This window comes from Intrasporangium calvum (assembly GCF_028446585.1).
Classification (GTDB): Bacteria; Actinomycetota; Actinomycetes; order Actinomycetales; family Dermatophilaceae; genus Intrasporangium; species Intrasporangium calvum_A.
Map to the genome: position 1 here is coordinate 1 of NZ_JAPFQL010000056.1, position 23,944 is coordinate 23,944.

Below are 23,944 nucleotides of genomic sequence, written 5' to 3' on the forward strand. Positions count from 1 at the left end.
CGACGGTCTGGAGCAGCCCGAGCCGCGCCGTCCGCACGTCCGGGTCCTCAGCCATGACGAGCACCGCGTCGAAGAACCGCTCGAGCGCGGGCACCGTGCCCACCGCGGCGTCGGCCCACTCGACGAGCGTCCCCCCGGAGAGGTCGGGGAGGCGGTCGACCTCGGCGTGCAGCGCGCGCTCGGCGTCCTCCCGCAGCACTGCCGCGTCGTATGCCGCTGGGTTGCCTTCCGGGACGATGCGGGTGATGCGCTGGGTGGCCTCCACGAGCTTGGCGAACCCATCGCGGCGCCGGACCAGCTCGATGTCGCGGAGCGCCGCCTCGGCCTGGCCAGGCGTGCCGGCAAGCGGCTGCACGGCCCCGGCGAGCGTCGACGGGACGCCCTCCTCGCGCAGCTGCTGCCCGAACCGGCCGGTCACGAACTCGAGGGCATCGGCGATCGACTCGGGGCTCACCTCGAGGCCCTGCTGCCGCAGCTGGTCGGCGGCGGCGTGCAGCCCCTGCTCGATGGTGAGGCCGGCGAGCGTCGGCTGGGAGCGGAGGATGCCGACGACACCCAGCGCAGCGCGCCGCAGCGCGAAGGGGTCGGACGAGCCGGTCGGCTTGGCGCCGAGGGCGAACATCGCCATGAGCAGGTCGAACCGGTCGGCCAGGGCGAGCAGCGCCCCGGCTCGCGACGCCGGCAGGGCACCGCCGGCCGTGCGCGGCTGCTCCATCTCGTAGAGCGCCGCCGCCACCTCGGGGGTCTCCCCTGCCTTGAGGGCGTACTCCCGGGCCATGAACCCGGCGAGGCTCGACAGCTCGACGACCATCTGTGAGGCCAGGTCGAACTTCGCGAGCTGCCCGGCCCGCGCCAGGGTGGCCCCCTCGGACGCGTCGAGCCCGACGAGCTCGGCGAGCGCCGCGGCGACATCGCGGATCCGGTCGGCGCGGTCGGCCATCGAGCCGACCCGCTCCTCGAAGGTCAGCTTGGCGATACCGGCGCGGAGCTCCTCGAGCGGCACCTTGAGGTCGGCGGCGTAGAAGAACGCCGCGTCCTCGTAGCGCGCGCGCAGGACGTTCTCGTTGCCACGGCGGACGAGGTCGTCGTCGCAGTCGCCGTTGGCCATCGTGACGAAGTGGGGCATCAGGCCACCCTCGGCAGCGCGCACCGGCAGGTAGCGCTGGTGCTTGCGCATCACCGTCGTGAGGATCTGCTCGGGCAGCTCGAGGTAGCGCGCCTCGAACGAGCCGAGGATGCCGTGCGGGGCCTCGACGAGGTTGGTGATCTCGTCGACGAGCGCGGTCTCACCCTCGATGTCGACGACGCCGCCGACGGAGGCGGCGAGCGAACGGGCCTGCGCGACCACGCTCTCGCGCCGCTCGGCCGGGTCGACGATGAAGTCGCGCTCGGCGAGCTTGGGCAGCAGGACGTCGGCGTTCTCGACCTCGATGAGCGGTCCGGCCTCGGTCCGCTCGCCATACGTCGTCCGCCCGGACCGGAGCCCCGACACCGTCACCGGCACCACGGTGTCGCCCCACAGCGCCACGATCCACCGGATCGGGCGGCTGTAGGCGAGGTCGGGGTCGCTCCACCGCATGTTCTTGTCGGCGCGCAGGCTGGTCACGACGTCGGCGATGATCGAGCCGAGGACCTCGAGCACGCCGCGCCCGGTCTCCTGGACCCGGACCGCCACGTGCTCGGCACCGTCGAACTCGGCCCGCACCAGCTCGGACACGTCGACCTTCTGGCCGCGGGCGAACCCCTCGGCAGCCTTCGTCGGGGCGCCGTCGGGACCGAACGCCGCAGCGACCTTCGGACCCTTGCGCAGCGTCTCGGCGTCGGGCTCGTGGACCCCGACGCCATCGACGACCGCCACGATCCGGCGCGGGGTGCCGTGCACGACGACCGACCCGTGCGGCAGGCGCGTGGCGCCGAGCTTGTCGGTCAGGCCACGCCGCACCTGTTCGATCGCCTCCGGCACGACGTGCGGCGGCAGCTCCTCGACACCGATCTCGAGAGCCAGCCGGCGCGTGACGTCGGGGGCCAGCGAAGCCAGCTCAGCGGCATACGACTCAGCGGGTGCCTCGACCCCACGCGCGGGCGGCATGACCGCGCGACCCTCCATCGGCGGCAGGTCGGCGCCGAGCAGCGGGAAGCCGAGCTCCTCACGGCGCTCCACCCACAGACGGGAGACCTCGCGGGCGAGCCGGCGCATCGTGCCGAAGGCCTTGGCGCGCTCCGTCGTCGAGATGGCGCCGCGCGAGTCGAGGACGTTGAACGCGTGCGAGGACTTGAGGACGTAGGTGTGCGCGGGCACCGGCAGCCGCGCGTCGATGAGCCGCTGCGCCTCGGCCGTGTAGCGCTCGAAGAGGTCGCGGTTGGTCTGGATGTCGGCGTCGTCGAGGTAGTAGCGCGACATCTCGTACTCGCTCTGCCCGAACGCCTCGCCGTAGGTGATGCCCGGCGCGTAGACCATGTCCTTGAAGTGCGTGACGCCCTGGAGCGCCATCATGATCCGCTCGACGCCGTAGGTCAGCTCGACGGCGACGGGGTCGAGGTTCTGCCCGCCGACCTGCTGGAAGTAGGTGAACTGGGTGATCTCCATGCCGTCGAGCCAGACCTCCCAGCCCAGGCCCCACGCACCGATGGCCGGCTGCGCCCAGTTGTCCTCGACGAAGCGGATGTCGTGGGCGCGGATGTCGATGCCGAGCGCCTCGAGCGACTCGAGGTAGAGCTCCTGTGGGTTGCCCGGGTCCGGCTTGAGGATGACCTGGAACTGCGTGTGCTGCTGGAGGCGGTTGGGGTTCTCGCCGTAGCGCGAGTCGTCCGGCCGCACGCTCGGCTCGACGTAGGCCACCCGCCACGGCTCGGGCCCGAGCACGCGCAGGATCGTCGCGGGGTTCATCGTCCCGGCGCCGACCTCGGTGTTGAAGGGCTGGACGACCATGCAACCTCGGTCGGTCCAGAACTTCTGCAGCGTGAGCAGGGCGTCTTGGACGGTGAGCGTGGTGGTGTCAGGCACCCGCCAAGGTTACCGGCGTGGTCGGGTGCCACTCACACCGCCGATCCCGTATGCCGCTGAGCTCGCTCCCGCACGCCCGTGGCCTCCCAGCCAACCCGGGCAAGGCGGACAGTTCGGGAAGGGCGCGTGACGGGCCGGTCAGAGCGAGACACTTGAACGGTGAAGGTCATGGTCACAGGTGGGACGGGCTTCGTCGGCTCGCACATCGTCACGGCGATCCTCGCAGCCGGCCACGAGGTGCGTCTCCTCGTGCGGCGACCCGAGCAGGTGGGGATCACCTTCGCCCCCCACGGGGTCGTCCCGACGGACCTGGTGGTGGGCGACGTGCGCGACGCGGACGTCGTGGCCCGCGCTCTGGAGGGGTGCGACGCCGTCGTGCATGCGGCCGCCATCTTCTCGCTGCGCCCTCGCAATGCCCCGATCGTCGCCGAGACCAACACCACGGCGACGCGCGTGGTCCTCGATGCAGCCGTGGCCGCCGGCGCCGACCCCGTCATCCACATCTCCAGCACGATCGCGCTGATTCGGCGGGGCGGCAGCGGACCCGACCTGCCCATCGGGGACCTCACGGGGGTCTACGCCCGGAGCAAGATCGACTCCGAGGTGATCGCCCGCGGGCACCAGGTGTCCGGTGCTCCGGTCGTCAGCATCTATCCCGGCGGTGTGTACGGCCCCCTGGATCCCTACCTGTCCGAGAACAACAACCGGCTCGCGTGGGTGGCGCGCGGGCTGTTCCCCATCTGGACGAAGGGCGGCCTGCACATGGTGGACGTCCGCGACGTCGCCGGCCTCGTGCAGTACTGCCTGGAGCCCGGTCGCGGTCCCCGCCGCTACGTCGTGCCGGGGCACCAGGCCACGGGTCGCGACACGAACGCCGCCGTCGCGGCGGCCATCGGGCGGCACCGGCCGCACGTCGACCTCGGCGAGAGACTCACACTCCTCATGGCGAAGCCGCTCGAGTCGCTGGACCCTGTGACGAGCAAGCGCTGGCACTTCCCCGCCGAGGTCGACGGGATCCAGGCCATCGCGCGGGACACCCGCTTGGACGACACACCAGCGCGGAAGGAGTTCGGCCTGGAGCCGCGGCCATTCGAGGAGACCATCCGCGACACGCTGACCTGGCTCGTCGAGGCCGGTCACCTCCCCGGCCGGCTCCGCCCGCGCCCCGTGGAGGGCACGCTCAGCCGACCGGGGGGCCGGTGACCTCCGCCACGTCGTCGAGGTCGGCGGCGGCACCCGCGAACTGAGCGGCATACAGCCTGGCGTAGGCCCCCTTGGCTGTGAGCAGCTCGGCGTGCGACCCCTGCTCGACGATCCGGCCGTGCTCCATCACGAGGATGAGGTCGGCGTCGCGGATCGTGGAGAGCCGGTGGGCGATGACGAAGCTCGTCCGGTCGGAGCGCAGCGCCCGCATCGCGTGCTGCACGAGCAGCTCGGTCCGGGTGTCGACCGAGCTCGTCGCCTCGTCGAGGATGAGCAGCGCCGGGTCGGAGAGGAAGGCCCGGGCGATGGTGATGAGCTGCTTCTCACCGGCAGAGATGTTGGAGGCCTCGTCGTCGAGGAGGGTGTCGTAGCCGTCCGGGAGCGAGTGGACGAAGCGGTCCACGTAGGTGGCGCGCGCGGCAGCGAGCACCTCCTCCTCGGTCGCGTCGGGGCGGCCGTAGGCGATGTTGTCGCGGATCGTCCCGGCAAAGAGCCACGTGTCCTGCAGCACCATGCCGATCCGGGACCGCAGCCCGTGCCGGGTCAGGTCACGGATGTCCACGCCGTCGAGGGTGATCCGGCCGGCATCGAGCTCGTAGAACCGCATGATGAGGTTGACGAGGGTCGTCTTGCCTGCTCCGGTCGGGCCGACGATGGCGACCGTCTGGCCCGGCCGGACCGTGAGGTCGAGGTCCTCGATGAGCGGCTGGTCGGGCGTGTAGGAGAAGGACACGCCCTCGAAGGCGACCTCGCCCCGGGGGTTGTCGATGACGTCTGGTGTCGCGGCCTCGGGCTCCTGCTCGTCGGCGTCGAGGACCTCGAAGACCCGCTCGGCCGAGGCCACGCCCGACTGGAGCAAGTTGGCCATCGAGGCCACCTGCGTCAGCGGCTGGGTGAACTGGCGCGAGTACTGGATGAAGGCCTGCACGTCACCGAGGCTCATGGACCCGGAAGCGACCTTGAGGCCCCCGACCACGGCGACGACGACGTAGTTGAGGTTCCCGATGAACATCATGACCGGCATGATGATGCCGCTGACGAACTGCGCCCCGAACGCGGCACCGAAGAGCTCGTCGTTCTTCTCCCGGAAGCGGGCCTCGGTCTCCTGCTGCCGCCCGTAGACCTTGACCAGGCCGTGGCCGGTGTAGGTCTCCTCGACGATGCCGTTGAGCTCGCCGGTGTTGCGCCACTGCTGGACGAAGAGCTTCTGCGAGCGCTTCGCGATGAGGGCGGTGACGAGGATCGAGACGGGGATCGTCACGAGCGCGATGAGCGCGAGGACCCAGGAGATCCAGAACATCATGCCAAGCACCGCGATCACGGTGAGCAGCGAGTTGAGCAGCTGTGACAGCGTCTGCTGGAGCGACATGCTGACGTTGTCGATGTCGTTGGTGACGCGGCTCAGGATCTCGCCGCGGGGCTGCTTGTCGAAGTAGGGCAGCGGCAGCCGGTTGAGCTTGGCCTCGACGTCCTGGCGCAGGCGGTACATCGTGCGGGCGAGCACGCCCTGGAGGATCCAGCCCTGCACCCAGAGCAGCAGGGACGAGGCCACATAAAGCCCGGTGACGAGGAGCAGCACGTCGGCGACGGCCCCGAAGTCGATGCCCTGGCCGATGACGACGCCGGCTCGGTCGAGCATGTCGGCGAGGTTGTCCTGCCCGCTGGCTCGGAGTCCGGCGCTGACCTGCTCGGTGGTCGTGCCCGGTGGCACGTTCTGGCCGAGCTGCCGCCCGAGCAACCCGCCGAAGATGAGGTCAGTGGCGCGGCCGAGGATCTTCGGCCCGATCGCGCTGAGGAAGACGCTGACGACGACGAGGCCCACGACGCCGACGACCTTGCCGTGCTCCGGGCGCAGCAGGCCGAGCAGGCGCTTCGCGGACGGCCGGAAGTTGAGCGACTTCTCGCCCGGCTGGCCGATCATCATGTGTGGCGGCCCACCACGTCGGGTCGGCCCGCGCCGGGCCTCGGCTGCCTTCTCCTCGGCGGTCTTGACTCCTTCTGCCATCAGGCCACCTCCTCCGCAGCGCGCTGGGACAGGGTGATCTCCTGGTAGGTCTCGCACGTCTCGAGGAGCTCGCCGTGCGTGCCCTGGCCGACGATGCGCCCGTCGTCGAGGACGACGATGTGGTCGGCGTCGATGATCGTCGACACACGCTGGGCGACGATGACGACCGTGGCATTGCGGGTCACCGGCCGGAGCGCGGCCCGGAGGCGGGCGTCGGTCGACAGGTCGAGCGCCGAGAACGAGTCGTCGAAGAGGTAGATGTCCGGGCGTTTGACGATGGCACGGGCGATGGCGAGTCGCTGCCGCTGGCCGCCGGAGACGTTGGTGCCGCCCTGGGCGATAACGGTCTCGAGGCCGCCGAGCTGCTCGACGAAGTCGGCCGCCTGGCTGATCCGCAGAGCCTCCCACAGCTCGTCGTCCGTGGCCTCCGGGTTGCCGTAGCGCAGGTTGCTCGCGACCGTGCCGGTGAAGAGGTAGGGCTTCTGCGGGACCAGGCCGATGCGGGCCCACAGCGCGTCGAGGTCGAGGTCGCGCACGTCGACGCCGCCGACTTTCACGCGTCCCGATCGGACGTCGAAGAGGCGTGGCACGAGACCCAGCAACGTCGTCTTGCCGGCGCCGGTCGACCCGATGATCGCCGTCGTCTCGCCGGGCCGGGCCTCGAAGGTGATCCCGTTGAGCACGGCATGCTCGGCGCCCGGGTAGTGGAACTCCACGTCGACCAGCTCGACGCCGGCTCTGGCCACCCGGATCGGGATCGGCTGCACCGACTGGGCGATCGACGAGGTCGTGTCGAGCACCTCGACGATGCGCCCTGCCGAGACGGCCGCCCGCGGAATCATCGTCGCCATGAAGGTCGCCATCATCACGGCCATGAGGATCTGGACGAGGTAGGCGAGGAAGGCCGTCAGCGAGCCGACCTCCATCGCGCCGCTCTCGACGCGGTAGGCGCCGAACCACAGCACCGCCACCGTCGACATGCTGAAGATGAACATGACGACGGGGAAGACGAGGGCCATGAGCCGGCCGACGCGCAGGCCCGCCTCGGTGAGCTGGGCGTTGGCCGAGCCGAAGCGCGCCTCCTCGTGGTCCTCGCGGACGAAGGCCCGCACGACGCGGATGCCGGTGATCTGCTCGCGCAGGACCCGGTTGACCCCGTCGAGCGAGGTCTGCATCCGGGTGAACCACGGCATCATCCGCCAGATCACCGTCGCGACGAAGACGCCGAGGAGCGGCACGGCGACGGCGACGAGCCAGGAGAGGCCGACGTCCTCGCGCAGCGCCATGATGATGCCGCCGAACATCATGATCGGCGTCGACACGAGGATCGCGAACCCCATGAAGAGCACGGTCTGCACCTGGGTGACGTCATTGGTGTTGCGCGAGATGAGCGTCGGCGCGCCGAACCGCGCGACCTCCTGGGCCGAGTAGTCGATGACCGTGTCGAAGACGCGCGCCCGCAGGTCTCGTCCGATGCCCATCGCGACGCGAGCGGCGAGGAAGGTCGCCGCGACCGCGGTGGCGATCTGGACGACGCTCACCCCGAGCATGAGCGCGCCGTGGCTCATGATGAAGTCGGTCTCGCCCTTGGCGACGCCGTCGTCGATGATCTCGCCGTTGAGGCTGGGCAGGTAGAGGGAGGCGATCGTGCTCGCGAGCTGGAGCAGCACGATGATGGCGATCTCGCCGCGGTAGTCCCGCAGGTGGCTCCGTAGGAGTCGCAGGAGCATCGGGTGCCTTTCGGTTCGGGGTCGGCCGCGAAGTCGGATCGGCGGATTCGACCGGCTCGACGCCAGGGATTCACGCATGGTGAGGGTCGTTCGCTTTGCGGGCGCGGCCGGAGGCGACGCCGTAGAGCACGGTGTCGACGACCTCCTCGGGCGTGAGGAGCTCGCCGTGGGAGATGCCCGGGTGGCTGCCGGAGAAGCTGAGCAGCCGGATCCGGTGCAGCAGCTGGTGCGGGGTCACCGTCACGTCGTCCGGGTCGACGAGGTCGAGGACGTCCTCGAAGTGGTCGTGGTGCAGTGGTTCGCACGACTCGGCGGGCTCGGATCTCAGGTGCTTGCCGGCGCCGAGGCAGGCGGAGTGGCGTTCCAGCGGGGGCGGCTGGCTGAGCCCGAGCGCCCGCATGAGGTCGAGCACGTCGCGGACCCGCTGCTGCAGGGTGGTGGCGAAGTCGACGAGCCGCTCGCGCATCGGCTGGGACCGGTCGATGGCGAGGAAGTCCCGGCGGGCCGGCGCAGGGCAGAAAGCGGACTCCACGGCGGCCGACTGGAGGGCGTCCTTGCTCGGGAACACCCGGAAGATCGTCCCCTCGGCGACGCCTGCGGCCCGCGCGATCTCGCTCGTGGTCGGCACGCGGCCGTGCTCGCGGGCGAGCGCGATGAAGACCCGGGTCAGTGCCTCGCGCCGATCCTCCGGAGCCAGGGGAGCCGCACGCCCGCTCGTCGTCGTACCCATGGTGTCGAGTATGAGTGAGTGCTCACTCACTCACAAGTGCCCAGATCAGAGCCCGTATGCCGCTGGGCTCGGTCCCAGCCCACTCACTCTTCGACTGCCGGGCGAGGCGCCCCGAGCACTCAGACGAGGAGGCCGTCGGCGATGAGGTCGCGGATCTGCGGGACGAGCTCGGCGCGGACCCCGGTCGGGTCCAGGTCGAGCACGGTCGCGATCGCCTCGAGCGCCGCACCCGCCGTCAGCTCGCCGTCCGCGACCCCGAGGTAGGCGGCCAGCAGCGTGCCCGCCTGCACGACGCGACGCAGCCCGCCACCCTGCCGGACCAGGATCACCGACGGGTCCTCGGCACCGGGACGGCCGTGGCGCTCCTCGGTCACGTCCGCTGCGCATGACCACGCGATGCCGAGCACGTCCTCGTCGCTGTGTTCGGCGAGCCAGGTGCGGGCCCGGAGCCCGGCGTCGACCACCGGGCCCATCGGTGCGGCGACGGGGCCGCTGGCCTCGTCGAGCGAGCGCCAGGGCTGCCGGTCGGTCAGTGGCCGCTGGAGCGTCACCACGCCGAAGCCGATCGCCTCGACATCGCGAGAGGCGAAGTCGCGCAGCCAGGCCGCGCCGAGACGCTCGTGCTCGGGCGACCCCGGCACGACGCCTCCGTCGCGGCTCCAGAGCTCGGCATACTCGGCGGGATCCTGCGTCTCGCGCTGGACGACCCAGGCGTCGAGCGCCACGCCGTCCAGCCACGCAGCCCAGACGTCGCGCCAGGTGCGGCCGCGCGGCACCTCCCAGTTGCCGAGGAACTGCGCGACGCCACCGGGCTCCAGGGCGTCCTGCACGCCACGGACGAGCGACCGGACGATGGCGTCGCCGGAGCGCCCGCCGTCGCGGTACTCGTAGAGCGGGACGTCGTCGGCGCGAGGGGTGATGACGAAGGGCGGGTTGGAGACGATCAGCGAGAACCGCTCTCCTGCAACAGGATCGAGCAGATCACCGCGTCTGAGGTCGAGCTCCAGGCCCGCCAGCGCTGCGTTGAAACGCGCGAACTCGAGCGCCCGCTCGGAGAGATCGGTGGCGACGATCGACCTGGCGTGCCCGGCCAGATGCAGCGCCTGCACGCCGCAACCGGTGCCCAGGTCGAGCACCCGGTCGACCGGCCGTCGGATGGTCCACGAGGCCAACGTGGTCGAGGCCCCGCCGACGCCGAGGACGTGGTCGGGCCGGAGCGGCGCGCGGGTCGCGATCTCGGAGAGGTCGGAGGCGACCCACCAGTCGTGGGTGTCGTCGGCGTAGGGGCGCAGGTCGCACGTCGCCACGACGTCGCCTGCCGCCGCCTCATCCCCTTCGACGCGGACGAGGCGCAGCGCGACGGCTCCCACGACCATGAGTCTCGGGAGCGCGGCCTCGACGTCCGGGCGTGGCACGGGCCGGCCCAGCGTGAAGAGTCGGATCAGGACCGCGCACGCATCGGGGCCACCACCGAGGCCACCGCCGGGAGGACTCGAGCCGTTGCCGGTCTCGGTCGCCAGGAGCGCCGGCAGCGACTGCTCCCGATGCAGGGCCGCGGAGGCGACCGGGCCGAGCCGCTCGGCGACGCCATCGACAGTGAAGCCGGCTGCGGTCAGGTCAGCGCGCAGCCGGGTGAGGAGGGTCGGGAAGGCCACCGGGGTGGGGGGCGACAGCACGGGGTGCTCGATCACGGGGTCGGACCGGCCCGACGTTCGACCGGTCAGCGGTGGGCGCTGGAGGCGGGCGGCATCGGCGCCTCGCCGCCGTCAGGGGTGGCGAGCGCCGACTCGAGGTCCGGGTGGATGTCGAAGACCTTGTCCAGTCCGGTGATGGCGAAGACCCGGAGGACCCGCTCGGAGGTGCCGACGAGCCGCAGCGACCCGCCCCGTGTCCGCGCGAACTTGAGGCGCCCGACGAGAACCCCGAGCCCCGTCGAGTCGAGGAACGTGACCTCGCTCAGGTCAACGATGAGATCAGCGCGTCCGGCATGGATCTGCTCGTCGAGCTTCTCCCTGACGAACGGTGCCGTGTAGACATCGATCTCGCCACCGAGGTGCACCACGGTGTGGTCACCGTGGTCGGCCCTGGTGATCGACAGATCCACCTGTGGCCCCTTCCCGTTTTGTCCGTTCGTTGCCCCCGCAACGACACTGTGTCTCCCCGACCTCGGGAGTACCATGCCCGGGTCGCCCGTAACGGTACCCCGGCGACGTACGGTTGCTCCACATGAACGGGTCAGACGCGCTGATGAACGCACCCCCGGCGCTGCTCGACGCCGGGGTCGAGCACGACCGCGCCTTCGACCCGCAGGCGCTGCTTGACCGTCTCGTCGGAGACCACCCGGAGCGCCTGCTCCACGTCCACGAGGTCCCGGCGCGCCCGGCGCAGTTCGCGGAGTGGCCGGACTGGGTCGACCCGACGGTGCTCGGGGCTCTCGTGGGTTCGGGGATCGAGCGGCCGTGGCGGCACCAGGTCGAGGTGGCCGAGGCCGCCCACCGCGGTGAGCACGTCGTCGTCTCCACGGGCACGGCGTCGGGCAAGAGCCTCGGTTACCTGTTGCCGGTCCTCACCGACGTCACGGGAGGCTCCCGCGCGCCGAACGGCCGCGGCGCCACCGCGCTCTACCTCGCGCCGACGAAGGCTCTCGCCGCCGACCAGCTCGACCGGATCACGCGCCTGGCGCTGCCCGCGGTCCGGCCGGCCACCTATGACGGGGACACGCCCACTGACGAGCGCCGCTGGATCCGCGACCACGCGAACGTCGTGCTCACCAACCCGGACCTCGTCCATCACTCCCTGCTGCCCGGCCACGACCGCTGGGCGTCGTTCCTCCGCGCGCTGCGCTACGTCGTCGTCGACGAGTGCCACGTCTACAAGGGCGTCTTCGGCGCGCACCTGGCCGCCGTGCTCCGGCGGCTGCGGCGGGTCGTCGCGCGCTACCGTGCGACGCCGACGTTCGTCTTCGCCTCAGCCACGGTCGCCGACCCGTCCGTCCACGCCTCCCGACTTCTCGGTATGCCGCTGGGCTCGGTCACGGAGGACGGCTCTCCTCGTGCGCCGATGACCTTTGCCCTCTGGGAGCCGCCGCTCGTCGCCGACCAGCAGGGGCAGCCCAAGCGGGTCAGCACGCTCACGGAGGCCGGGCACCTGCTGGCGCAGTGCGTGGAGGCGGACGTCCAGACGGCCACCTTCGCCCGGTCCCGCGCCGGGGTCGAAGTGGTGGCGAACGTCGCCCGAGAGCGTTTGGGCGAGTCCCCGGCCGAGGGGCGGTCCGGGGGTCCACGGGGGCGGAGCCCCCGTGTGTCGGCATACCGCGGGGGCTACCTGCCGGAGGAGCGTCGGGAGCTGGAGCGCGCGCTGCGGTCCCGCCGGCTCGTCGGCATCGCCGCGACCAACGCGCTGGAGCTCGGCGTCGACGTCAGCGGCCTCGACGCGGTCGTCCTGGCGGGCTGGCCGGGCACGCTCGCCTCACTGTGGCAGCAGGCCGGGCGGGCCGGTCGCACGGGACACCGGTCGCTGGCGGTGCTCGTCGCGGCCGACGACCCGCTCGACACCTTCGTGGTGCACCACCCGGAGAGCATCTTCGGCCGCGGCGTCGAGGCGACCGTCGTCGACCCCGACAACCCGCACGTCCTCGGTCCGCACCTCGCAGCGGCCGCGGCGGAGCTGCCGCTGACCGTGGCCGACTTCGACGTCTTCGGTCCGCAGACGGGGCCCCTGCTCGACGCCCTCGTTGCCAAGGGCATCCTCAAGAAGCGCCCCCGCGGCTGGTTCTGGGCCCGGGAGGACCGCCCGGCCGACCACCTGTCGCTGCGCGGCGCGGGCGAGCCGGTCCACATCGTCGAGACCCGCACCGGGCGGGTCGTCGGCACCGTCGACGAGGCGTCCGCCCACGCCCAGGTCCACACCGGCGCGGTGCACCTCCACCAGGGCCAGACGTGGGTCGTCACCGAGCTCGACCTCGAGGACAACGCCGCCTTCGCGGTGCGCGGCGACCCCGGCTGGACCACCCACGCCCAGTCGGTCAGCGAGTTCAGCATCGTCCGCGAGCTCGAGGCAGTGGAGCGCGGGCCGCTCCGGTGCTCCTTCGGCCACGTGACGGTGACGCACCAGGTCGTCTCCTTCCTGCGTCGCCTGCCCGGCGGCGAGGTCCTGGGCGAGCACCCCCTCGACCTGCCGCCCCGGTCGCTCGCGACGAAGGCGATGTGGTGGACCCTGCCCGTCGACTCCTTGGCCGCGGCCGGCGTCGCCGAGGTCGACCTTCCGGGCGCGGCCCACGCGGCGGAGCACGCGGCCATCGGAATGCTGCCCCTCTTCGCGACGGCCGACCGCTGGGACATCGGCGGGGTGTCCACCGCGCTCCACCCCGACACCGGGCTCCCCACCGTCCTCATCTACGACGGCCACCCGGGCGGGGCGGGCTTCGCCGAGCGGGGCTTCCGCCGCGTCCGGGAGTGGCTGCGGGCCACCCGGGAGGCCATCGCGTCCTGTGAGTGCGCCGCGGGCTGTCCCGCCTGCATCCAGTCCCCCAAGTGCGGCAACGGCAACGAGCCGCTCGACAAGGTGGGGGCCGTCGCCCTGCTCGACCTGACTCTCAGTCACCTCGGCTAGACCGGGCAGATTGCGATAGCTGCACAAGTCATCGCACACCCCTCCCCAATGTCCGATTCCGGGGTTATCGTTCCCGCCAGCGACGTGGAGCCCTCATGCGTCGCCCTCGCCAGGGGAACTCACCACAGGAGAAGAATTGAAGCGAAGGTTGCTGGGCGCGGTCACGGCCGTGCCAGTTGCGCTCGCGATGGCCGGGACCGGCGCTGCCGATGCAGCGATCACCGAGTCCGCGTCACCGAGCACCGGCGGGACCTACATCGTCCAGATGGCTGACCTGCCGGTCGTTGCGTACGACGGGAAGATCCCCGGCTACGCCGCGACGAGCCCCGCCAAGGGGGAGAAGGTCGACCCCGAGTCGTCTGCAGTCAAGAGGTACGTCGCCCACCTCGAGACCAAGCACGACTCAGCGCTCGCCCGGGTCGGGGCGAAGAGCTCCAAGATCTATGACTACGCCTTCTCGTTCAACGGTTTCGCCGCCAAGCTGACCGCGTCGCAGGCGCAGGAGCTGGCGAAGGCACCCGGGATCCTGGCGGTCAACAAGGAGCAGACCTACACGATCGACACGTCCTCCACCCCGGAGTTCCTCGGCCTGACGGCGAAGGGCGGCCTGTGGGAGCAGCTCGGCGGCTCCAAGAGCGCCGGCGAGAACGTGGTCATCGGCATCATCGACTCCGGCATCTGGCCTGAGCACGTGTCCTTCGCTGACCGCATCGACGCGACCGGCACCCCGTCGTTCGCCCCCGGCGCCAGGCGCGCCTACCAGAAGATGCCCAAGGGGTTCCACGGCAAGTGCGCCGAGGCGGAGCAGTGGGACGGCAGCGACTGCAACCAGAAGCTCGTCTCGGCCCGGCACTTCAACCAGAGCTGGGGTGGAGACGCCGGGATCGACAAGGAGCGTCCGTGGGAGTTCAACTCCGCCCGTGACTACAACGGTCACGGCACCCACACGGCCGGCACGTCCGGCGGCAACCACAATGTGCCGGTTCCGGGCATCGCCGCCGCGCTGGCCCCGGAGGGCATGAGCGGCATCGCACCGCGTGCCCGCATCGCGGCCTACAAGGCCCTTTGGTCCACCGAGACCGGTGACACGGCCAGCGGGCGTGGCGGTGACCTCGTCGCCGCCATCGACCAGGCGGTCGCCGACGGTGTCGACGTCATCAACTACTCGATCAGCGGCTCGCAGACGAACTTCGCCGACGGCGCCGAGATCGCGTTCCTCTTCGCGGCTCGGGCCGGCGTCTTCGTCGCCGCCTCCGCCGGCAACAGCGGCCCTACCGCCTCGACCGTCGCCCACCCGTCGCCGTGGATCACCACGGTGGCTGCCGGCACGCACAACCGGGCCAGCCACGGCTCGGTGACGCTGGGCAACGGCGCCACCTACCAGGGCGCCTCCCTGGCGGCGCAGGCCGTGACGGCGCCGTTCATCGACTCGACGACGGCCGGGCTTCCCGGCGCGAACCCGACGAAGGTGGCGCTCTGCTACTCCAGCGCCGACGGTGGCAACGTCCTCGACCCGGCCAAGGTCGCGGGCAAGATCGTCCTCTGCGACCGTGGCGCGACGGCCCGGACCAACAAGAGTCTGGCCGTCAAGGAGGCCGGCGGCGTGGGCATGGTCCTCGTCAACACGTCCCCGATCGGGGTCAACGCGGACCTGCACACGATCCCGTCGATCCACCTCGAGTCGACCGAGCGTGCGGCGGTCAAGGCCTACGCTGCGACCGAGGGGGCGACGGCGACGATCAACGCCGCCCAGCTCGACCTCAACGCCCCCGCCCCCTACACGGCCGGCTTCTCGTCGCGCGGCCCGCTGCGCGCCGGCAGCGGTGACCTGCTCAAGCCGGACGTCATCGCGCCCGGCCAGGACATCCTCGCGGCCTACACCCCGGTCACCAACGGTGGCTACCCCTACAACGCCATCTCCGGCACCTCGATGTCGAGCCCGCACGTCGCGGGTCTCGCGGCCCTGCTGCGCGACCTCGAGCCCGGCTGGTCGCCGATGGCGATCAAGAGCGCGCTCATGACGACGGGCTACGACGTCAAGGACGAGACCAGCATCGCCGACAAGGCGTTCCGCCAGGGCGCCGGGCACGTTGCTCCCAACGCCGCGGCGACGCCCGGCCTGGTCTACGACAGCAGCTGGAACGACTGGCTCGCCTTCCTCTGTGGCACGACCTCCGCGGTGGGCGCCGGCACCTGCAACACCCTGGTGAGCCGGGGCTACTCGACCGACCCCACCCAGTTCAACGGGGCCTCGATCGCCAGCGGTGCTCTCGCCGGTTCCGAGACGATCACCCGCCGAGTGACCAACGTCGGGGACGCCACGGCGACCTACCAGGCCTCCGCCACGCTGCCCGGCTTCGACGTCGTCGTCTCGCCCAGCAGCCTGACGGTTGCGGCCGGCGAGACCAAGTCCTTCACGGTCACGATCACCCGGAAGGACGCCCCGCTCAACACCTACACCGGCGGTCACCTCGTCTGGACGAGCGGCGAGACGACGGTGCGTTCGCCCATCGTCGTGCGTCCCGTGGCGCTGGCCGCCCCGGGTGAGGTCAAGGCTGACGCCAGCGGCGCCAGCTACGACATCACCTTCGGCTACTCGGGTGACTTCTCCGCCTCGGCCCGTGGCCTCGTGCCTGCGGCTGTGACGAGCGGGACCGTGGCCGACGACCCGACGGACTCGACGTGCTCGCTGAGCTCGCCGAACGCCCAGCTGGTCCCGGTCACCGTGCCGGCCGGCACGACCTACGCCCGCTTCGCCCTGTTCGACGCGGACGTGGCAGCCGGGACGGACATCGACCTGTGCGTCTTCGACGCCGACAAGAAGAATGTCGGCTCGAGCGGCTCCGGCACGTCGGCCGAGCAGGTCAACCTGCTCAACCCGGCTGCCGGCGCCTACACGGTGGTGGTCCAGGGCTGGGGCGTCGCCGGCACCTCGCCCTTCAAGCTGCACACGTGGCTTGTGGGCTCGACCGCCGAAGGCAACATGACGGTGAACGCTCCCGCGACCGCCACACTGGGCCAGTCCGCCAAGGTGACGTTGGGCTTCTCGGGCCTGACGTCAGGCAAGTGGCTCGGCTCGGTCGCCTACTCGGGCGCCGACGGCATGCCGAACCCGACCATCGTGCGGGTCGACGTCCCCTGACGAGGACGCGGACCGCATGAGTCGCAGCAAGCGGGGAGGTCCCGGCCACGGCCGGGGTCTCCCCGCTTCGCGTCTGCCCGGGCGGCGGCCGGAGCGATCCAGTCAAGGCTTGCCCAGCGACGGCCCCGCTCCGGAGTCGGGACTGCCCGGAGCGGACGAGCTGCGTGACCACCTCCAGCGCACCCTCGAGGCCACCGCAAGGCCACGTTCCTACGACCTCGTCGTCACCGGCACGGTCAGCCGGGCCGACGTCGAGACCGGCCCCCTGGTGATCACCGACGCCGACGGAGCGACGTGGGAGCTCGTGCTGCCCGACGGGTGGTCCGTCGAGGCCGACCCGCGTGCCCTCGTCACCGTCAGCGGAGATCTCCTCGACGAGGTCTCGTCGACCCAGGTCGGACCCCGCCTGCGCGTGCGGTCACTGTCCCGCGCGGACTGAGCCCAGCGGCATACGACCGGCGACACACCACCGGCTCAACCGGGCGGACCCACACTCTGAGACATAAGCAATAGTTTCTTGACCGATAACTTGGAACTATTGAAAACTCCCAGTCACGGACCAGGACTGTGCCCGCTGTCCGACGTGAAGGAGAGTCGATGTCCCGCCCCCGCCCTGCCGCCTTGGCCCTGACGATCCTGTCGAGCCTGGCTCTCGCGGCGTGCACCGGCGCGGGCTCCAGCGATGAGGTCGTCGCCCCGGGCCCCGAGCGCGAGGTGACGGCCACGCACACGCTCAGTCTCTTCGCCTACGCCGTGTCCAAGCCCGCCTACGACGCAGTCGTCCCGGCGTTCCAACGGACCGCCGCCGGAGCCGACGTTTCCGTGCAGCAGAGCTACGGCGCGTCCGGCGACCAGAGCCGGAAGGTCGCGGCGGGGGCCGACGCGGACCTCGTCCACGTCTCCGTCGAGCCGGATCTCACCCGGCTCGTCGACGCGGGTCTCGTCGCTCCGGGCTGGGCCGCAGCTGACCACGCCGGCGTCCCGTTCGGCTCGGTCGTCACCCTCGTGGTCCGCGACGGAAACCCGAAGGGCATCACCGACTGGGACGACCTGCTCCAGCCCGGGATCGAGGTCGTCACGCCCAACCCGTTCTCCTCGGGCTCCGCCAAGTGGAACCTCCTGGCGCCCTACGCGGTCAAGAGCCGGGGCGGCGCCGACAGGGCAGTCGGCCTGGCCTACGTGAGCGAGCTCGTCCGCGAGCACGTGTCGATCCAGCCCAAGTCCGGCCGGGAGGCCACCGAGGCCTTCCTGCAAGGTCGTGGCGACGTGCTCCTCAGCTATGAGAACGAGGCCCTCTTCGTCGAGCGCAACGGAGACCCGGTCGAGCACGTCACGCCGCCCCAGACCTTCCGGATCGACAACCCGGTTGCGGTGATCGAAGACCGGCCGGATCGCGAGGTGGCCCAGGCCTTCGTCGACTACCTCTACGCCCCCGAGGCACAGCGCCTGCTCGCCGCCGCCGGGTTCCGGCCGGTCGACGAGCAGGTCCGCGAGGAGTTCGCCACCACGTTCCCTGCCCCGCAGCAGCTGTGGACCATCGCGGACCTCGGTGGCTGGACGTCCGTGGACGCCGACCTGTTCGACCAGGACAGCGGTGCCATCGCCGCCATCTACGACGCGGCGACACAGTGAGGGCCGCGGTGACCGCCGAGCCGAGGACCCTGGACCGAGAGGCCGCCGCCAACGGGGGTGCCCCCTCGACGACGCCGACGCCGGAGGGACCCAGACGGCGGCGGACGGTCGGCGTGCGACCCCTCGGCGTCGGCGTCGTGACGCTCTGGCTCAGCATCATCGTGCTCCTGCCCCTCGCTGCCCTGACGGTCGCATCGCTGGGCGACGGGATCGGCGGTTTCTGGGAGGCCATCACGGCACCGGGCGCGCTCGCCTCGCTCCGAATCACCGTCACCGTGTCGGCCATCGTCGCCGCGGTCAACGCCGTGATGGGGACGCTCATCGCGTGGGTCCTCGTCCGCGACTCCTTCCCGGGGCAGGGCGTGGTCAACGCCCTCATCGACCTCCCGTTCGCCCTGCCCACCATCGTCGCGAGCATCGTGCTGCTCTCCCTCTATGGCCCGGGCAGCCCCATCGGTGTGCAGCTCAACGCGACGACCTGGGGACTTGTCGTCGCGCTCGCCTTCGTCACCCTGCCCTTCGTCGTCCGCTCCGTGCAGCCGGTCCTGATCGAGGCGGACCGGGAAGTCGAGGAGGCCGCGGCGTCGCTCGGCGCTTCGAACTGGACGACGTTCCGCCGGATCGTCCTGCCCACCCTCGGCCCGGCCATCCTCAGCGGCACCGGACTGGCCTTCGCGCGGGCCATCGGCGAGTACGGCTCCGTGGTGCTCATCGGTGGCAACATCCCGCGGGAGACCCAGGTGGCCTCGCAGTACATCCAGCAGCAGATCGAGACCGACCGGCCGGTCAACGCGGCCGCTGTCTCGGTTGCCCTGCTCCTCATCGCCTTCGCGACCCTGCTCGTCCTGCGGGTGCTGTCGAGCCGCAGCCAGCGGCGTGAGGAGCGCGCGCCATGAGGACCACCCGAAGGACGCGGCTCACCCTGCGCACCGTCGCCCTGGGATACCTCCTCGCCCTGATCGCCGTCCCGATCGTCGCGATCCTCTGGCGCGCCCTCGCACCGGGGCTGGGCGCGTTCATCGCCTCCGTGTCGACGCCCGCAGCCCAGGCCGCGATCAACCTGTCGCTGCTCATCGTCGCGATCGTCGTGCCGCTCAACGTCGCCTTCGGCATCGTCACCGCCCTCGCCCTCGTCCGGGGACGCTTCCGCGGACGCGGCCTGCTCCAGGCGGTGGTGGACCTCCCGTTCGCCGTCTCGCCCATCGTCGTCGGCGTGGCGCTCATCATGCTGTGGGGCGCCGACGGGTGGTTCGGCGCCCTGGACCGGGCCGGACTCACCGTGATCTTCGGGCTGCCGGGCATGGTCATCGCGACGATCTTCGTCACGCTGCCGTTCGTCGTCCGAGAGGTCGAGCCGGTCCTCCACGAGATCGGCACGGAGCAGGAGCAGGCCGCCGCCACGCTCGGCGCCTCGCCCTGGCAGACCTTCTGGCGGATCACCCTGCCGGCCATCCGCTGGGGGCTCACCTATGGCGTGGTGCTCACCGTCGCGCGGGCGCTCGGGGAGTTCGGCGCCGTGATCATGGTGTCGTCCGGCTTTCCCGGCGTATCGCAGACGCTCACCCTGCTCGTCCACGCCCGCTACATCGACGACCACAACACCTATGGCGCCTACGCCGCTGCGACCGTCCTCATGGGGATCGCGCTCGTCGTGTTGCTGCTCATGACCGTCCTCGACCGCAAGAGGAGCGAACGATGATCACCGTCACCGGTGCCCGCAAGGAGTTCGGCACGTTCACCGCGCTGGACGACGTCAGTCTCGACATCCCCAGCGGCTCCCTCACCGCCCTGCTCGGCCCGAGCGGTAGCGGCAAGTCGACACTGTTGCGGGCCATCGCCGGACTGGAGTCCCTCGACTCGGGGGTCGTCCGCATTGCCGGGCGGGACGTGACCCACGAGCCGCCACAACGGCGCGGTATCGGCTTCGTCTTCCAGCACTACGCGGCGTTCAAGCATCTGACCGTGCGTGACAACGTCGCCTTCGGGCTGACCATCCGCAAGCGACCCAAGGCCGAGACCGACGCCAAGGTCGACGAGCTGCTGACCGTCGTCGGCCTCGAGGGCTTCGCCCACCGCTACCCCGCCCAGCTCTCCGGTGGGCAGCGGCAGCGGATGGCCCTGGCCCGCGCCCTGGCCGTCGACCCGGAGGTGCTGCTCCTCGACGAGCCCTTCGGCGCGCTCGACGCCAAGGTGCGGACCGACCTGCGCACCTGGCTCCGGCGCCTGCACGACGAGGTCCACGTGACAACGGTGCTCGTCACCCACGACCAGGAAGAGGCCCTCGACGTCGCCGACCGGATCGCCGTGCTCAACCACGGCCGGATCGAGCAGGTGGGAGACCCCGTCGCGCTCTATGACCGGCCGGCCAACGACTTCGTCATGTCGTTCCTCGGATCCGTCTCCCAGCTGGGCGAGCAACTCGTGCGACCGCACGACATCATCCTCGAGCGCGACCATGCCCTGGCGGTCGCCGAGGACGCGAAGGTGGCCGGATCCCCTGGGGTCATCCGGGCCGTCGTCGAGCGGGTCGTGCGGCTCGGCTTCGAGGTGCGCGTCGACCTTCGAGCGGACTCGGGCGAACGCTTCGCGGCCCAGATCACCCGCCGGGATGCCGACGGGCTCGAGCTGCGAGACGGGGAGCCCGTCAGCGCCCGGGCGGCGCACCGGTCGAGCGTCGTGGACCACGATCCCGCGCTGGCCATCTGAGATGGCCCAGCCATTCACTTCGCAGCACCGAGGGGCTGGCCGGATGCTGCGGTCGGGCACTACGGTAGCCGCCGACAGCACGCCACGGCGTCCGGTCCAGTTCCTCGACTCCGTCGAGGACGCCGGGGTGGCGAGGGGACGACACCTCGTCACCCCGGAGCGCCGGACTCGTCCCGGCTCCGGGGGGTCCGGGTGATGGACATCTCCGCACGCGTCGACTACGCCATCCGGGCGATGCTGATCCTCGCCGACGCGGCGGCCAGGGGATCCGGGCCGGTCAGCATCGACACGCTCGCGACGCAACAGGACCTCCCCCGCAAGTTCCTCGAGGCGATCTTCGCCGACCTGCGCCGGGCCGGCCTCGTGCTCAGCCGCCGGGGTGCCCTCGGTGGCTACGCCCTCTCTCGACCCCCGGGGGAGATCAGCGCGGGTGAGGTGTTCCGTGCCGTCGACGGTCCGCTCGCCGAGGTACGCGGGCTGCGACCCCACGAGACCTCCTACGGCGGTGTCGCCCTGCACCTGCCGAGCCTGTGGGTCGCCGTCCGGGCGAGTCTCCGGGAGGTCCTGGACGGCACCTCCCTCGAGGCGCTGCGCACCGGCGACCTGCCGGAGACGGTGCGCCAGCTGCTCACCGCTCCGGACGCCTGGCGCAGTCGCTGAGCACCCAGCGACGCGGTGACCTCCCAGGGCCGGCTCCTGCCACCAGCTCGGCTTCGTCTGCTGTTCAGGGTGGTGGCGGCTCGGTCGCCGGGCCGGCCCTGGACCGCGCTCGCGCCTGCTCTGACCAGCCCGGTGCCCGCACGGTGACGGTGAGCTCGACCTCGAGGCCGGCCGCGCTGCAGGAGACGAGATGTGCGTCGTTCAGCGCGGCGACCCGGCCGGCGCCCGCGCAGGCCCGGTCCGGCAGCGCGGAGTCACGCAAGAGGGCGGCCCCGGCGAGGGCGGCGAGGTCGGCAGCGAGGCGCGCCCGATGGCTGGCCACCACCGCGCCCCCGATGAGCAGCCCTCCCGTCGTCAGGACCAGCACGGCCACCACGACACCGATGACGAGCACAGTGCCCGAACCCCGTTCGACGCAGTCACCGCGCAGATGGCCCCGGGCCCGCATCCACCGAACGACCGACACAGTCACCCTGTCTCCTGCTCGACCGGAGTACGTCCGGTAGCGCTGACCGTCCACGACGGCAGGAAGCCGCCCCAGCCGCCGACGCGAGCCCGCACTGTCACGATGGCGTCGCCCCCGAGCGGGGACACCGAGACCGCAGCCCCGGCCGGCGCACCTCGGCGGGCCACCTCCTCGACCCGGGCCACGCTGTCCCCCCGAGCAGCCGCCCGGCTCCCCGCCCGCGCGGCGTCGACGCACCGCACCTGATCGACGGCGGCTCCGAGGCCCGCGAGGCACATGACCAGGACCAGGACGACCGCCGGGATGGCGACGGCCAGCTCGGCCGTCACCATCCCTCGGTCACGCCCACGGCCCGCAGCAGCGTGCCGCCCGAACATCAACCCGCCAGGCCCAGAGCGCTCTGGACGATCCCGGTCAGGGCGCTGCGGACCACGTCGGACCGCACCACCCCGAGCAGCACCAGGGCGAATGTGCAGGCCGCCATGATGCCCACGGCGTACTCCGACGTGGACATGCCCGACTCGGGTGCCGCTGCGCCGTCCCGACCCTGCAGTAACAGCCGGGCCCACCTCCGGATCGGCCCTGAGACCCACTTCCTCATCCGTTCAGTCACCAGACTTCCTTCCTCCTTCATGACTCGCGGCGGCCGCCGCGAGGACTCTGTGCGCCCTCACCCCGTCAGCAGCTGGCGACCGAGGGCCAGGACGAGGGGCACGACCGTCGTCAGGCAGAACGCCGGCAGCAGCACCAGACCGAGCGGGGCGACGAGCTTGACGCCGACCCGGGCAGCCGCCAGCTCCGTCCGCTCCAGCGATGCCTTGCGCAGGTCATCCGCCGCAGCGAGGAGCAAGGGACCGGGCGGGATGCCGGCACGGTGCGCGATGGCCACCGCCCGGGCGGCGCCCGACCAGACCGCTCCGACGGACGTCCACGCCTCGTCGTCGGATGCTCCCCAACGCAGGGCCGCTGCCACCTGCCGCAGGTCCCGAGCCACCGCGGAGCACTCGGCGGGGTCGGGATCAGCCACGACATCCGCCACCGCGCCCAGCACACCCCAGGTGGGCAGCCCGGACCGGTAGCCCAACGCGAGCAGCACCAGGGCTGCTGCGGCGTCGTCCTCGGTCGGGGTGAGCTCCGTCTGCGCATCCGCCGAGCCGACCAGCACCGACCCCGCCGACCCCGCATCGACAGCACCCGCCGACGCTGCACACTCCGGCGACCCAGGAGCACCCGCCAACCGACTCAGACCCACTCCCTCGGCCGCAGCCGGCTCACCGGCCGCCTCCGCTCCCCGCCGGCCTCCCGGCACCACCAGAACGGCCACAGCGACCAGGAGCCCCGCGAGGATCGGCCCGGTCATGCCAGACTCCGGCGCTCGGATCCGCTGGTGCCACCCACCGCGGTCACGGACTCGACGAGCCGGCGGCACCAGCGGCGTCCGGCCCAGATCAGCGCCAGCCCGAGCGATGCCGCCGCAGCGCTCAACGGCGACGCGAGGTACAGCTCCGCCGGGCCGACTCCACACGCCAGCCCGAAGAGCGGTCCGGTCAAGGGCAGCAGGGTGAGCACCACCACGGTCGCTCGGGGTCCGGCCACTGCAACGTGCACGCGCCGGGTCCGCTCCCGCGCCTCGCGCAACGACGACACGGCACGGTGGACCGCCTCGGCGAGTGGCGCGCCGGTCATCTCGGAGAGCTGCCAGGCAGCGGCGACGAAACGCAGATCGGGCGATCGGCCGGCCTCGGCCCACGAGCGCCAGACGCGGGCGACGGGATCACCGCGTTCACCGGCCCGGGTCACCTCGTCGACCATGCGCAGGGTCGACGCATCAGCGCCGCTCCCGAGCGCCGCCCCGGACAGCCGCAGGGCCACGGCCGGTGTCAGGCCTGCCTCGAGGGCCGGCGCCACCCCCTCGAGGAGCTTCAGGGCGCCGTCCACGGTCGACGGGGCGCGGCGACGTCGCCGCCACTCCCGCATGACCTCGACGGGGTCGGCACTCCACAGCTCCCGCAGGGACCGCGGCGCGCCGCGCGCGCTGTCTGCGCCACCGGGCGC

At 71.6% G+C, this 23,944-nt stretch carries 20 protein-coding genes; 9 read left to right on the forward strand and 11 right to left on the reverse strand.

Features of this window, described 5'->3' with window-relative positions; all coding sequences use genetic code 11:
* Positions 1–3,004, reverse strand: a 3,004-nt coding sequence (locus OO014_RS12965) for a glycine--tRNA ligase (RefSeq protein ID WP_272462744.1), incomplete at its 3' end; no start/stop codon positions are given.
* A 168-nt stretch (positions 3,005–3,172) separates the two neighbouring features.
* On the opposite strand from OO014_RS12965, the gene OO014_RS12970 reads away from it, so the two are divergent.
* Complete coding sequence (locus tag OO014_RS12970; protein ID WP_272462745.1) at positions 3,173–4,207, forward strand: NAD-dependent epimerase/dehydratase family protein; 1,035 nt, start codon at positions 3,173–3,175, stop codon at positions 4,205–4,207.
* Here the strand turns inward: OO014_RS12970 and OO014_RS12975 are convergent.
* The 5 genes from OO014_RS12975 to OO014_RS12995 all read right to left on the reverse strand — a co-directional run bounded on the left by OO014_RS12975 (position 4,185) and on the right by OO014_RS12995 (position 10,776).
* On the reverse strand, positions 4,185–6,212 hold the full coding sequence (locus tag OO014_RS12975) for an ABC transporter ATP-binding protein (protein WP_272462746.1): 2,028 nt from the start codon (positions 6,210–6,212) through the stop codon (positions 4,185–4,187). The two genes, OO014_RS12970 and OO014_RS12975, sit on opposite strands and share 23 nt — an antisense overlap.
* Positions 6,212–7,942, reverse strand: coding sequence for an ABC transporter ATP-binding protein (locus tag OO014_RS12980; RefSeq protein ID WP_272462747.1), 1,731 nt, complete (start codon positions 7,940–7,942; stop codon positions 6,212–6,214). Before OO014_RS12980 ends, OO014_RS12975 begins: the two co-directional genes overlap by 1 nt.
* Before the next feature lie 70 nt (positions 7,943–8,012).
* Positions 8,013–8,672, reverse strand: coding sequence for a TetR/AcrR family transcriptional regulator (locus tag OO014_RS12985; protein ID WP_272462748.1), 660 nt, complete (start codon positions 8,670–8,672; stop codon positions 8,013–8,015).
* 119 nt (positions 8,673–8,791) lie between these two features.
* Positions 8,792–10,363 (reverse strand): DUF7059 domain-containing protein, encoded by a 1,572-nt coding sequence (locus tag OO014_RS12990; RefSeq protein ID WP_420485511.1) that lies wholly within the window; start codon positions 10,361–10,363, stop codon positions 8,792–8,794.
* Positions 10,364–10,392: 29 nt separating this feature from the next.
* Positions 10,393–10,776, reverse strand: coding sequence for an STAS domain-containing protein (locus OO014_RS12995; RefSeq protein WP_272462749.1), 384 nt, complete (start codon positions 10,774–10,776; stop codon positions 10,393–10,395).
* Between the two features lie 143 nt (positions 10,777–10,919).
* Here OO014_RS12995 and OO014_RS13000 point away from each other — a divergent pair, with 143 nt between their 5' ends.
* From OO014_RS13000 to OO014_RS13035, 8 genes are all read left to right on the forward strand, one after another.
* Positions 10,920–13,283, forward strand: coding sequence for a DEAD/DEAH box helicase (locus OO014_RS13000; RefSeq protein ID WP_420485512.1), 2,364 nt, complete (start codon positions 10,920–10,922; stop codon positions 13,281–13,283).
* Positions 13,284–13,419: 136 nt separating this feature from the next.
* Positions 13,420–16,425 carry a S8 family peptidase gene (locus tag OO014_RS13005; RefSeq protein ID WP_272462751.1) on the forward strand — a complete coding sequence of 1,002 codons (3,006 nt, stop codon included), beginning with the start codon at positions 13,420–13,422 and terminating at the stop codon, positions 16,423–16,425.
* A 109-nt stretch (positions 16,426–16,534) separates the two neighbouring features.
* The gene (locus OO014_RS13010) at positions 16,535–16,864 is read left to right on the forward strand and encodes a hypothetical protein (RefSeq protein ID WP_272462752.1); all 330 of its coding nucleotides are present in this window, start codon (positions 16,535–16,537) and stop codon (positions 16,862–16,864) included.
* 158 nt (positions 16,865–17,022) lie between these two features.
* A complete protein-coding gene (locus OO014_RS13015) occupies positions 17,023–18,057 on the forward strand; it encodes a sulfate ABC transporter substrate-binding protein (protein ID WP_272462753.1) in 1,035 nt (344 codons plus the stop codon).
* A gap of 8 nt (positions 18,058–18,065) precedes the next feature.
* Positions 18,066–18,953 (forward strand): sulfate ABC transporter permease subunit CysT, encoded by an 888-nt coding sequence (gene cysT / locus OO014_RS13020; protein WP_272462754.1) that lies wholly within the window; start codon positions 18,066–18,068, stop codon positions 18,951–18,953.
* The gene (gene cysW / locus OO014_RS13025; RefSeq protein WP_272462755.1) at positions 18,950–19,756 is read left to right on the forward strand and encodes a sulfate ABC transporter permease subunit CysW; all 807 of its coding nucleotides are present in this window, start codon (positions 18,950–18,952) and stop codon (positions 19,754–19,756) included. The genes cysT and cysW overlap by 4 nt, the downstream gene beginning before the upstream one ends.
* Positions 19,753–20,763 (forward strand): sulfate/molybdate ABC transporter ATP-binding protein, encoded by a 1,011-nt coding sequence (locus tag OO014_RS13030; protein WP_272462756.1) that lies wholly within the window; start codon positions 19,753–19,755, stop codon positions 20,761–20,763. Before cysW ends, OO014_RS13030 begins: the two co-directional genes overlap by 4 nt.
* 195 nt (positions 20,764–20,958) lie before the next feature.
* Positions 20,959–21,423 carry an RrF2 family transcriptional regulator gene (locus OO014_RS13035; protein WP_272462757.1) on the forward strand — a complete coding sequence of 155 codons (465 nt, stop codon included), beginning with the start codon at positions 20,959–20,961 and terminating at the stop codon, positions 21,421–21,423.
* A gap of 64 nt (positions 21,424–21,487) precedes the next feature.
* On the opposite strand, the gene OO014_RS13040 is transcribed toward OO014_RS13035, so the two are convergent.
* The 5 genes from OO014_RS13040 to OO014_RS13060 all read right to left on the reverse strand — a co-directional run.
* A complete protein-coding gene (locus tag OO014_RS13040; protein ID WP_272462758.1) occupies positions 21,488–21,895 on the reverse strand; it encodes an Rv3654c family TadE-like protein in 408 nt (135 codons plus the stop codon).
* Positions 21,892–22,221, reverse strand: coding sequence for a TadE family type IV pilus minor pilin (locus OO014_RS13045; protein WP_272462759.1), 330 nt, complete (start codon positions 22,219–22,221; stop codon positions 21,892–21,894). Before OO014_RS13045 ends, OO014_RS13040 begins: the two co-directional genes overlap by 4 nt.
* A gap of 44 nt (positions 22,222–22,265) precedes the next feature.
* Complete coding sequence (locus OO014_RS13050; protein WP_272462760.1) at positions 22,266–22,502, reverse strand: DUF4244 domain-containing protein; 237 nt, start codon at positions 22,500–22,502, stop codon at positions 22,266–22,268.
* A 57-nt stretch (positions 22,503–22,559) separates the two neighbouring features.
* A complete protein-coding gene (locus tag OO014_RS13055; protein ID WP_272462761.1) occupies positions 22,560–23,249 on the reverse strand; it encodes a type II secretion system F family protein in 690 nt (229 codons plus the stop codon).
* Positions 23,246–23,944, reverse strand: a 699-nt coding sequence (locus OO014_RS13060) for a type II secretion system F family protein (RefSeq protein ID WP_272462762.1), incomplete at its 5' end; no start/stop codon positions are given. The genes OO014_RS13060 and OO014_RS13055, both read right to left, overlap by 4 nt.